Genomic DNA, 12,672 nt, shown 5'->3' with positions numbered 1-12,672 from the left:
CCCATTTTATTTTGATACTATCGAAAATGATTATTCTTTAAACTACAAAGTTTAACCAATTTGAGTTTTCTCTATAATCTTCTATTACATTCGTTTTATTAGAACCGTTAAAAGAAGCCATTAATTGATCAATCTCTTGTCGTAAACATGCAGTTGCTCCATCAATTAATTTAGGTGCAAAACCTTCGTTACTTAAATCAAGAACTTGATTAATTGAAATTACTCTGGCTATAACCTGACCTAAATCAACCAACTTACGTTGTGGCATTCCTAAATCAATATTAAAGTTAAACTGTTCTTTTAACATTGAACTAGCCTTACTTGTAAGATCAAAGTTTTTAATAAAATCAAATAAGTTCGTTTCCTTTTGCTTACGCATTAACTTAACAACACTCTCTGATATTTGAGAATAAAGCATATCATTCGATCCTTCAAAAATCTGAAATGGTCTACTATCTGTTGTTGATCTACCCGCAATATGATTTAATCGATATCCTTTTGCTCCTACCAATTGTAACAAAGTTTGCGAAGCTGACTGCATCATATCAGTAGCGATACTTTTTACCGCATTAGCTTCAATGCCAATTCCCGATAAATCATATTTCAAACCTGCTTTTTTACTACTATTCACACAAAATGCAGATACTGTTGTATAGTACGCTTGTAATTGTGCCAATCGCTGTTGAACTTGATCGTAACCCAATAAGCTCTTTCCACCAACAAAACGTTGCTGACAATGCGTTATGGCTTCGTCAAGCATACGCTGTATAAAACCCATTGCCATTCCAGGGAAAGACATTCGGCTTCTGTGTAGTAAATCGAGCATTAATTTAACACCTGACTTTTCAGGTACTAATTTATGAACTGACGGGATTTGAACATCAATTTTATTTCTACCATAAGGAATTTGATATAAACCTAAGTTCTCAAAAAACTCCTCCACTTCAATTCCTTGATTGGGTTTAGTAACATCACAAACAAAGAAATCTAAATCTCTCGCTAAACGACCTTCACCAGTATCTTTACGAGCTGTTAGCAACCAAAAATCAGCCCAACCTGTTAAACCAGCCCAATGCTTTGTTCCTTTTAAATGATTATATGAACCATGATCAGAATATGAGGTTTGCATATTTAATGCATCACTACCAAAATCGGGCTCTGTAATCATTAATCCGCCCATATTTTGTTGTGTGATAAAACGATTTGTTACCTCACGCTTAGTATCTTCTTGTCCTGCTTTTAAAACGGGCTGAAGAAATAAGGCCATATTTATTCCAAAAGTTAAGGATAGCGCTAAAGATTCATATGAAGCAGTACTCATTAAAGCAATACTCTGAGTTACATCGCCACCTAATCCGCCATATTCTTTAGGAATTACTGCGGAAAAAGGATTTACTGACATGATCTCACGCATTACAAATGGAGGCATACCTCGGGTAATTGCAAGTTTATTAATATCGCCGCGTTCGTGATATACGCTTTTAAGTTTCTGCTTTAGTCCAGATAAAAGTTCTGAAAAACGGGTATTCAAAGGAGTCAGGGTGTCCTCTTGTATCAATTCGTCTGTAAGCATTAATTTGTTTATTTTGTGATACTTGGATTAAAAAATACTTAACAATCTGTTAATCCTAAACATCTGATTGAATTTTATAAACAACAGATGTGGAGTAATGTTCTGTGAATATTCAATTTAACCTTCGTTTAACCTAATACAGAACCCTTATTCCTAATAGTATTTGCAATATAGATCACTCTATTTCAACATTAAGTACGATAATTAAACCAGCTAGTATCCCCCCGTAATTTATCACAAAATGAAAATTTATTGGCAGCCTTATCTTATAACTTTAACTAGTTAACTTAAAATTTAATTTATTATGAAAAAAAGAAACCTACTCGCTCTGTTCCTATTGGCGATCTGCTTAGGCGCTGTAGCACAACCCACTGCCCCTACTGGAAAGAAGTGGCTAAAAGTAAATCTCCTATCAGATGAATTCGATTCGTTTGATAATAGCAAATGGCAAAAAGGACATCCTTATTGGACAGGAAGAAGTCCCAGTCAATTCAACAACGACAACATTAGTGTAGGATCGGGAAATATGCGTATTACTGCCACACTTAAAAATCCTGATAGAACAGGCGACTGGGTATGGACAGGGTGTTTAACCTCTCAAACCAAAGCTTTTAAAAAGGGCATGTATGCCGAAGTTAGAATGAAAGCCGCAGATTTAGCAATTGTATCTTCATTTTGGATGCAAGGTAGCTATAGCGAAATTGATGTAATTGAGAACTGGGGAGAAGTTAAAAACTCTAACTGGTATTTAGATTACACAATGATGAGTAATACGCATTATTTTAAAGATGGTTGGGCTAACGACAAAATTACCCCGAAGCACTTTACAAACCCTGGTAATTCAAAAAATTCAGAAAACTACCATGTGTTTGGAGTTTGGTGGAAAGATGCTTGGACCATTAATTTTTACAGAGATGGTAGTTATGTTGGAACAGCGACTCCAGGAGGTGCATTTGAAGAAGATATGTACATGTTCTTTGATATGGAAACCTTTACATGGGGACCTGGCGTACCATCAAATGCCGACCTTGGAAATTGGACTAAAAGTACTGCTTTCTATGATTATGTGCGTACTTACGAACTGGTTGATGATGCAGCAAGTACAACGCAAAAAGTTTCTCTAAAAAACCAAAGCAACAATTCATATGTAAGTTCTGAAAATGGTTTACAAGCAATCACATGCAACAGAAGTTCTGTTGGTGATTGGGAAAAATTTGAATTTATTGATTTGGGAAACAGTGTATTTGCACTTAAAGGCAGCAATGGATTATATGTAAGCTCTGAAAATGGGGCTAAAGCCATGACCTGTACAAGATCAGCCATTGGGGCATGGGAACAATTTACGCTCGAACATAAGGGAAATCAGATTTACGAACTTAAGGGTAATAACGGAAAATATATATCATCAAATATGTGGTGTAATGGCAATGGCGGTTCCAATACCGATCGCTTTTTATTCACATGGGGGCTTAAATCTGCATCTATCGCAACTTCTGCCATAAATGAAGATAAACAAGCTGAAATCAAGATTTACCCAAATCCGGCTAATAATTATTTTACCATTGAAACCAATGGTATTGAAGAAGATGAATTACCCTTATCAATTTACTCAATAAGCGGAAAGCTATGTAAAAAACAAGTATTCAAAACAAACAGTAATTTCCAAATTAACATTAGCGATCTGAGCCCTGGCATGTATTACGTAAAATGTGGTTCTCTTTTTAATAAAAAACTAGTTGTAAAATAATCCCTTCGTTATTTTAATATCAAGCCACCATTGTATCAATATAATGGTGGCTTTTTGGTTTCAGATAAACAATCACTATTGGGTAAAATAGTCTTATTATAAGGTAAAATTGATGAATACAAATCCTTAGATAATTCTGAAATTAGCATTTTTAATCATCAATATTACACAACACTATGCGTTCAATAAAACTTATACTATTCTGCTTATTACTTTCTGTATCAAGCTATGCAAAAAAGAAACCCAACATTGTTTTAATCATATGTGACGATGCGGGTTATGCTGATTTTGGTTTCCAGGGCAGCACTGAAATGAAAACACCTCATTTAGATAAGGTAGCACGTGAAGGTGCACGTTTTACCGAAGGCTATGTAACCTCATCAGTCTGTGCTCCATCAAGAGCTGGAATAATGACCGGAAGATACCAACAGCGATTTGGCTACGAACACATTAACGTGGTTGGATTTATGTCTGAAAACTCTGCCTTAGATGGCGATGCCATGGGCTTACCTATTGAAGAGGTTACTGTTGCTGATCACCTTAAAAAACAAGGCTATGCAACGGGGTATTTTGGGAAATGGCATTTGGGCGATGGTGATCAATTCCACCCCATGAAAAGAGGTTTTGATGAGTTTATTGGTTTCAGAGATGGATCAAGAAGCTATTTTGCTTACCCCGAAAAAGCATTGAAAAACAATCCTAGTTTACACAGAAAGAAATTAGAATGGGGCTTCGATAATTATAAAGAACCTGATTATTATTTAACCGATTTGTTAGGTGATGAAGCGGCTAAATTTATTGAGAAACATCAAAAAGAACCTTTCTTTCAGGTGGTAGGCTTTAATGCGGTGCATACTCCTTTAGAATTTCTTCCACAGGATACTGCTCAATTCCCTGATTTAATAGGAAAACGAAAAGTCTTAGCTGGAATGACATTGGCACTCGACAGAGCTTGCGGAACCATTTTCAATAAGTTGGAAGAACTCGGATTATCTGACAATACTATTATTGCATTTGTAAGTGATAACGGTGGCCCTACAGATAAAAACGCTTCAAGCAATCTACCCTTAAGCGGTACCAAATCAAACCAACTTGAAGGAGGTATTCGCATTCCGTTTATCATGCGTTGGCCAGCTTCAATTCCGGCCAATACTACCTATACTTCAGCGGTATCCACAATGGATTTTGCCTCAACCTTTATGAAGGCAGCTGGTATCGATATAAAAAAGCATCCTGAACTTGAGGGCGTTGATCTAATTCCTTATTTAAACACTAATCATTCAATGCCTTCACATGATCCGCACGATGAACTATATTGGAAAAAATCGTGTAGAGCTACTTTTAGAGAGGGTGATTGGAAATTACTACGCTTCCCAGATAGACCCGCACAACTTTATAATATTAAAGATGATATATCAGAAACTAATGATTTAGCAAGCCAACATCCTGATAAGGTAAAACGCATGTATAAGAAGATTTGGGAATGGGAACAACAAATGCCTCAACCCAAATGGTTATTACGACGAGAGTTTGAGGTTAATGATATAAACCGGATGGATAAATACCATTTAAAATAAACCAATTTAAAACGCAAGTCTACTTTCCATAAAGACTTGCGTTTTTTAGTTCTGCAATTGTGTAAACTATTTCTTATATTTAAGTGTTTGGCACACAAAGCCATCATACATAATCTAAAGATTAACTTAAATATTCATCAATTATGGAAAATGCTAGCAATCCAAATCAAGGACAAATTAGAACCCTCAAAGTTGCAACTGACTCACTCGACTTTGAGTATATAAGCAACGGAATGTTGCAGGACACAAAATCTATTAAAGGTGGTAAAGAGTATATTTTAAGCACCTATTTTATGGATGAATACCCTACCGAAAAAGATATTACCCAAGCGTTAAACTACATAGAATACGAGCTAACAGCCGACAAAACTTTAATGAATAGCAACGAAACATTAAAATGTGAAAACCCTATTTTAAAAGAATTATTAAAAGAAGCGGGCAAAACAACAGTTGATCGTAACTATGTTGAAGAAGTTTTTAATAAATATGTTGATTGCTCAACCGGTGAGCCTGCTCATTTATTAGGCATTGAATTCACCAAAGAAAAGCTAGCAGTTATAGTGGTTGTGAGAGTTGTAATGTATTACCTAGGTTTTAACGAAATAAGTATTGAATAATTTAAGAATCTTTTATATGAAAACAGCGAAGTATATTTGATACTTCGCTGTTTTTATTTGATATCGACTAGTTTGGTTAAGAACGGTCGTCAACTCCTGTCAATTCATAATGCAAAAACGCCTTACCATTGGGCGCTAAGCCGGCATCTACCCTCTTCATGCTACATTTTTCGGCTAGTTTTACTGAAGCCACATTATCGGCATACATTCGTGCAGCGAGGCTTTCAATATTTAGCTTACTGAAAGAATAGTGAATGAGTGCTTCGCAAATCTCATATGCATAACCCCTTCGCCAATAGGCTTCATCCACTATATAACCTAGCTCAAGCTTTTTATAGGTATCAAAAGAATTGAATAAACCCGCCTCGCCAATAATCTCATCTGTATCTAATAAAACAACAAGCCACAAACCGATACCTAAAGATCTATCGACATTAAAACGATGGTACTTTTGCATTAATTCATCAAGAGTCCAATTATATTTTCCATCAGAAACATAACGCATGTTTGTATGCTTATTGTAAATCTGTAGTAATTGCGGATAGTCGACATCACAAGCTTCTCTGATACACAAACGTTGGGTTAATATAGGCTCCATAACTTAGTTATCTTCTGGTAATATTCTTTTCGACCATCTATTGGCTAATAACAGACCCGATAAGATATGCCATATCCCCCACCAACCGGCAATAATAGCCATACCACCAGTGCCTAATTCGGGCGAAAATATCTTCGGGTTAAAAATCAATACCAAGGCCAATCCACTATTTTGTATACCCGTTTCAATGGTAATGGTTCTTCTGTTTTTTCGGCCTACTTTAAATAATGAAGCCATATAATACCCTATAGATAAGGCAATAATATTGTGAATTAAAACCAAAATAAAGACATATTTAATGGCCTTAATGAAATGCTCAAAATTGGCCGAAAAGGCAATAATCACATAAAATGCAAATATTACAATGGAGATGATCTTTATGGGTTTCTTGATTTTTTCAGTAATATTTTTGAATCTGTGATTGAACAGTATGCCTAAAATAATGGGTAATCCCGATAGTAGTAATAAGGTTTTAAACATATCGAAAGAATCAATCTCGATGGGCACAAGTAATGGGTTGGCATTGCTATACATGCTTCCCCAAATCTCAAAATTTAGGGGCGTTAAAAAGGTAGCTAATATGGTAGCAATGGCAGTAAGACTAACCGATAAGGCAGCATTTCCTTTGGCTAGGCTAGATACAAAATTAGAAATATTTCCGCCAGGGCAGGCCGAAACCAATATCATGCCCAGCGCAATCCCTGTTGATAAATAAGCATTGAATAACCATACCAATAAAAAAGTAATTGCTGGCAACACTAAAAACTGAGCTGTTAATCCTACTAAGGTTGCTTTGGGCTTGGTAAAAACTAACTTTAACTGCGCTGGTTTTATATCGAGCGCCACACCAAACATCACAAAAAATAAGGTGAAGTTTAAGGCGTGTAAACCACCCTGGTTAAAATTTAGTTTTAATGCATCTAATCCCTCTAAGCCTTCTAACATCTATAATTCTCCATTTATTAATTAACAAACGTCAGATAAACTAACGAAGCTGCAAAATTAATATAATAAGATGAGGTATATTGAAGGAACGAAAAATAATTAGGGCTTACATTTTAATAGTTTCTTACATAAATAAATCCACCTACAATTGCAGTAATAGGAGCTACTAATACCAATCCGAAACTCCCTACAAGTGTTCTTAATATTTCAGCAGCAACATAGTTTGTATTTACAATAATATTGAGCGGTGTACCCTTGGCCATAAAAACCATAAAAACAAACATAAAACTACCTGAATATGCGAACAGTAAGGTTGTTGTCATGGTACCAATAACAGGATAAGCTACATTAAATCCAGAACGAATTAATGCTTTTGTAGTTATGCTTGGATTATGATCTATTATTTCATTTTGGGCTGCTGATATATCCATTGCCACATCCATAACAGCTCCTGCTGCTGCGATAAAGATGCAGGCAATAAAGATTGATGGTAAGTCTAAATGCGTGTAACCAACATATAAAAGGGTTTCTGAAAAATCTTGAACAGTACCCGGAATCCTAAAAAAGTGCGCAAATAATAAAGCCAAACAACAAGTAATACCAACACCAGAAATAGAACCCACCAATGCAACTAGTCCCTTTTTTGAAAAACCATTAATCAATATTATAATCACTGTAGTACAAAGCACAATTATTGCAAAGGCAGATACAATGGGTGAAAATCCTTTTAATATTAAGGGTAATAATATTTTCCAAAGTGTGAGTGCTGTAAATATAAAGGATAGCAAGGCTTTAAATCCGGTTATGCCAGCAAATCCAATTAAGAACAAAGCAAAGACAGCTAGTAATATCCACTCAATACTTATTCTATAATAATCCTCAGCTCTCGCTGTTAAAATCTTTTGATTATCCGTTTTTACAATTGCCAAAACCTTATCTCCTATGGCAAATATTTTATCAATTCGTTTTTGGCCCATCAATACATTTGTTGCAGAAATGGTATCACCTTTATGCATTCCTGCCAATATATTAATCTTTAGATTTTGGGTTCCAGTAGTTACAATACCATGATTTTGCAAATCACTATTATTTACAGCCGTAATTACAGCCTTTACTCTTTCTGTATTCTTGTGTAACGAAGGATTCTCGAACCCTGTAGGTATAAAAATTAAAACAACAGTAAATAATAAGACTACGAGTAAGAATATGATATTTTGCTTTTTTTTGGTCATCAAAAAGGGTGTGTTAATTACCATATCCTTATTGAATTACAATAAAGCTATGGAGATATGATATAAAAATATTGCTACTAAAATTGTACTGGTATAATTCTTTTAAGCTAAATGTAGTGTCAGAAAAATAATAAGGCTTTGAAGTGCAAAAAACATGTAGTTAACAACTACATGGAAAAGTGTCGCTAAGTACTTCAACTTAGCGACACTGTTCAATAAGTAATACAATTTGCTCTTGCTTATTTATAAGCTGCTATCTCCATAATTTTTTGGGCAACATCAGTATTATCGTAATAGCCCGAAAAATTATATTGACCTTGTCCCATGGCAAACACAGGAACGGGAACTCCTGTATGAGAATACGTTCCCCAATTAATACCCGCTTTTTGATTTAACAGATGCGTAATTGTAACTGTAAATGGATCATAATACCCATAAATTACAGATAACTCTTCTGGCTCGTGAGTCGATTCTCCAGTCATTGTTCTGTTAAAAGCATCCTCTAGCAAACCTAATTCAAAATCACTTAAAGCAAGGCCTTTATCTTCATTCCCTAATCCAAAGTAGGTTTCAGCATCGGTAAGAGCCTCGGCAAATGTTTTACTATCATCCCATCCGTAAACAATTTCAGTAAAAGCTTCGTAAGAAACTTTTTGATTTATTAATAAATCAAAGGCAGTATTATATCCTGTTGAAGCAAAACCTAAGGTTAGCCCACCCGTTTCGTGATCTCCAGTTACAATAATTAAAGTCTCCTCAGGGTGATTCTTATAAAAATCTAAAGCATGGCCAATGGCTTTATCAAACTCAATGGTATTTTGTGCCGAAGAAACAACATCGTTAGCATGGCAAGCCCAATCTATTTTACCCGCTTCAACCATCATAAAAAAGCCCTCTTCGTTATCTAAAATATCTATTCCTTTTTTTGTAAAATCAGATAGGGTAATTTTATTATTCTCATTTGATTCAGCCTCTAAGTCTAATGTATACGGAAGTGCTGCCGAATTTGAAGAAACACTCGTTTTAAATTTCTCTAAGGTAGCAATCACTTTACCACTTTCTTGCGTTAATCTCTCAAAGGCTGTTTTTGTATTTACGTATGTGTATCCTGCCTCTGTTGCTTTATCAAGAAATAAGTTTATATCTTCGCTTAAACCAGAAACTTCTCCATCCGAGTCATATTTATTCCAACGAACACCTCCGCCTGCAAAATAATCAAACCCACTAGCTACAAGATCTTGCCCTATCGAGTAGTAATTGTTACGATGAGAGGTGTGCGCATAAAAACAAGCCGGTGTAGCATGATCAATACTTACACTTGAAATAATACCTACTTTTTTACCTTGTTCTTTTGCCATTTCAGCCATGGTCTTTAAATCCTCTGTTTTATCACCATTCATTGAAACCGTGTTAATTGTTGTTTTATAACCCGTTGCCAATGCTGTTGCTGAAGCAGCAGACCCTGTAATATATCTATCTTCGGCATGTGTTGTTTGCATACCAGTAACAGGGAACTTTTGAATATTTAATGACCCTATACCTACATCTGAAGCAGTTTTTAACGCAAATTCTTCATTATTTAAAGCAGCCTCAGTAATATTTATTTGTGAAGATGACATTCCATCGCCAATAAAGAAAAATACGTACTTAGGTGTTTTATAATCCGTTAATGGGTTAACTTCTACCTCAACCTCCTTTTCTACCTCTGTTTCAACTACTTTTTCGATTTCTTTAATAATTTCTTTTTCTTCTTCGCAAGAAACAGTAATAAGGGATATTGTTAGTAATGAGATAAATGCTCGCAGACATAAGTTTAATCTAATTCGTTTCATTTGTTTGAGTTTAAAATGTAAATTATGTTCTAGGTGTTTAAAATTATGGCTCAAAATTCAATGAAAACGACGAGAGAAATATTACATAAAATTTGCGATAATGTAAAAATACACTGCTCGAACACTTAAAGCATAATACATAATTTATATTCAAATTATATTGTGTTCATTTTACTTGGTTATCCTTTACTGTAAACTTTAAGATACTCTTACAAAACAAGCCTTTTAGCCCTTGGATGTATTTAAGTATTTAATTACGTAGTAATAAAACTAAGTTAACACTAGTGTTTACACATTCTTACACTTAACCCACAATGTGTATTAGTAAGCCCATTGCTATATTCTATGTTTTATGCTAGTAGAAGCTATTTTTGATGTAGGAGCTGTTTAAATTGTATTGAACTCGACGAGAATAATAAAATTAAATCAGATCTTTATTATTGTCTCATTAGTAATCAATATCACTCTCTAAAATTCCTTTCATCCCTAAATAACTGCATAAAAAAACCCCTTTGTAAGAAACAAAGAGGTTAATTTTATTTTCATTATTAATAATTTACCCTGCCAACTGCAAACCTTTTATCTGATCTTCGAAGGCCGATAATGCCGCCTTTGAACCCTCGCCCATGGCAATTACAATTTGCTTGTAAGGCACCACCGAAACATCGCCAGCAGCATAAACCCCTGCAACATTAGTTCTACAAGTGGCATCAATCAAAATTTCGCCCATTCTGTTGGTCTCCACCACATCGGCAAAGGCCCCACTATTGGCTTTTAAACCTATTTGCACAAAAATACCATCGGTAATTATTTCGTGCTCTTGCTCGCTCACTCTATCTTTATATTTAATACCCGTTACCTTAGCGCCATCGCCATCAACGGCAAGTGTTTGGGCATTGGTAATAATTTTTACATTCGGCAGGGTGCTTAATTTATCTTGTAGTACCTGATCGCCCTTTAGGGTATCCATAAATTCGAGCACGGTAACTTCTTTGGCTATGGCCGATAAATCAATGGCGGCCTCCAATCCTGAGTTTCCACCACCCACAACCACTACTTTTTTATCCTTATAAAAAGGACCATCGCAATGGGTACAAAAAGCTACTCCTGAACCAATGTATTCCGATTCGCCCGGAACGCCTAACTTTCTCCAGCTCGCACCAGTGGCAATAATTAATGCCGGCGTTTCAATTTTTTCGCCCAACGAAGTGCTTAATTTCTTAATGCCATTCTCTAGCTTTACCGATTCTACCATGCGGTTTTCTAATACATCGATGGGATAATCCTGTAAATGCTTCATTAAATTGGCAGATAACTCTGCTCCCGTTGTTTTGGGTACCGAAATCATATTTTCAATAGAAACCGTTTCAGTTACTTGTCCGCCCACTTTCTCAGCAACAATAGCCACTTTAAAGCCCTTACGCGCCGAGTAAACCGCCGATGAAACTCCTGCAGGACCTCCGCCAACCACCACTACATCGTAGTTTTTGGTAGCACCCTGAGCTGTTACATTACCACTTACGCCCAACTGTTTTTCAAGTTTTGATAACAATTCGCCCAAAGAAGCACGCCCCACATGAAGCGCCTCGCCATTGGCATAAACACTAGGTACCGCCTGAATATTTAAGGCATCAACCTCATCTTTATTAATGGCGCCATCAATAATTTGATGTTGTACATTGGGGTTAAAGAGCGTAATTAAATTTAAGGCTTGCACTACCTCAGGACAATTGGTACAGGTAAGCGAGATATAACTTTTAAGCTGAACGGGAACATTAATCTGCTTTATTTTATCAATTATAGCGGTATCCGGAATATTTTTTCCCTTGCCATCTAAATTTAAAATAGCCAGCAATAATGTGGTAAACTCATGACCTGTTGGAACGGCTCTAAAAGCAATGTTTGTGTCCTCGTTATTTTTAAGAATGGTAAATTCTAAGGCAGAACCGGCTTCTACTTCAAGTGTAATTTTATCAGAACACGATGCTACATCTTCTAATAACTGCAGCAATTCAGTTTTATTTTTATGCGATTCTGATACTTCTACCTTAAGCGTATAGTTTTGTTCTAAATTAGAGAATACGCTTATAACTTGGTCTTTCATTGCTTGTTCCAACATGATCTTTTATTTTTTTATTATTAGATGTTAGATAATAGATCTTAGACTGATTAGCATAGTCACTATCTCGTATATTTTCACGCTATATTTCTTAGAATATTGCGTCATCGCGAGGCACGTGGCGATCTCAAGGCGCCTTTGTTGGCCTATTATCTGGATTCTTTATTCGCTTTGTATTGGGCTGTCTGCACAAACCTGCCTACCGGCAGGTAGGCCTGACTTCATTTTTTATCTTGATATAAAAAACGGAAGCAAAAAACATCAAGGCTGCTTTGCATGGCGCTTAGCTGATTAGATTTTATATAAGAAATATTAGACTGATTAGCACAGTCACTACCTCGTGTATTTTCACGCTATCGTTTTTATAATATTGCCTCCCTCTGAATGATGGAAACCGTTTCTGCTAATACACGCTCCGAACTTCTAAATACG

Annotated in this window: 9 protein-coding genes; 3 read left to right on the top strand and 6 right to left on the bottom strand. The window is 35.7% G+C overall.

Annotated elements, in window-relative coordinates:
• Nucleotides 1–37: 37 nt before the first annotated feature.
• Nucleotides 38–1,573 (bottom strand): acyl-CoA dehydrogenase family protein, encoded by a 1,536-nt coding sequence (locus tag QMO11_RS00390; protein ID WP_282035505.1) that lies wholly within the window; start codon nt 1,571–1,573, stop codon nt 38–40.
• Nucleotides 1,574–1,877: 304 nt separating this feature from the next.
• Here QMO11_RS00390 and QMO11_RS00385 point away from each other — a divergent pair, with 304 nt between their 5' ends.
• From QMO11_RS00385 to QMO11_RS00375, 3 genes are all read left to right on the top strand, one after another.
• Complete coding sequence (locus QMO11_RS00385) at nt 1,878–3,320, top strand: T9SS type A sorting domain-containing protein (RefSeq protein WP_282035504.1); 1,443 nt, start codon at nt 1,878–1,880, stop codon at nt 3,318–3,320.
• A 176-nt stretch (nt 3,321–3,496) separates the two neighbouring features.
• On the top strand, nt 3,497–4,897 hold the full coding sequence (locus QMO11_RS00380; RefSeq protein WP_282035503.1) for a sulfatase-like hydrolase/transferase: 1,401 nt from the start codon (nt 3,497–3,499) through the stop codon (nt 4,895–4,897).
• Between the two features lie 143 nt (nt 4,898–5,040).
• Nucleotides 5,041–5,514 carry a hypothetical protein gene (locus QMO11_RS00375; protein ID WP_282035502.1) on the top strand — a complete coding sequence of 158 codons (474 nt, stop codon included), beginning with the start codon at nt 5,041–5,043 and terminating at the stop codon, nt 5,512–5,514.
• A gap of 76 nt (nt 5,515–5,590) precedes the next feature.
• Here QMO11_RS00375 and QMO11_RS00370 read toward each other — a convergent pair whose 3' ends face one another.
• The 5 genes from QMO11_RS00370 to ahpF form a co-directional block, all read right to left on the bottom strand.
• Entirely contained in the window at nt 5,591–6,112 is a 522-nt protein-coding gene (locus QMO11_RS00370; RefSeq protein ID WP_282035501.1) for a GNAT family N-acetyltransferase, read from the bottom strand.
• A 3-nt stretch (nt 6,113–6,115) separates the two neighbouring features.
• Nucleotides 6,116–7,057, bottom strand: coding sequence for a bile acid:sodium symporter family protein (locus QMO11_RS00365; RefSeq protein ID WP_068475123.1), 942 nt, complete (start codon nt 7,055–7,057; stop codon nt 6,116–6,118).
• Nucleotides 7,058–7,170: 113 nt separating this feature from the next.
• Entirely contained in the window at nt 7,171–8,289 is a 1,119-nt protein-coding gene (locus QMO11_RS00360; RefSeq protein WP_282035500.1) for a YibE/F family protein, read from the bottom strand.
• 239 nt (nt 8,290–8,528) lie between these two features.
• Nucleotides 8,529–10,121, bottom strand: coding sequence for an alkaline phosphatase (locus QMO11_RS00355; protein ID WP_282035499.1), 1,593 nt, complete (start codon nt 10,119–10,121; stop codon nt 8,529–8,531).
• A gap of 556 nt (nt 10,122–10,677) precedes the next feature.
• Nucleotides 10,678–12,240, bottom strand: coding sequence for an alkyl hydroperoxide reductase subunit F (gene ahpF, locus QMO11_RS00350; RefSeq protein WP_282035498.1), 1,563 nt, complete (start codon nt 12,238–12,240; stop codon nt 10,678–10,680).
• Nucleotides 12,241–12,672: the final 432 nt, after the last annotated feature.

Origin of the sequence: Saccharicrinis aurantiacus, from assembly GCF_947489045.1 — a bacterium.
GTDB classification, from domain to species: domain Bacteria; phylum Bacteroidota; class Bacteroidia; order Bacteroidales; family Marinilabiliaceae; genus Saccharicrinis; species Saccharicrinis aurantiacus.
Note: the sequence above shows the minus strand (reverse complement) of the source record. Positions and strands in the feature narration are given on the sequence as shown.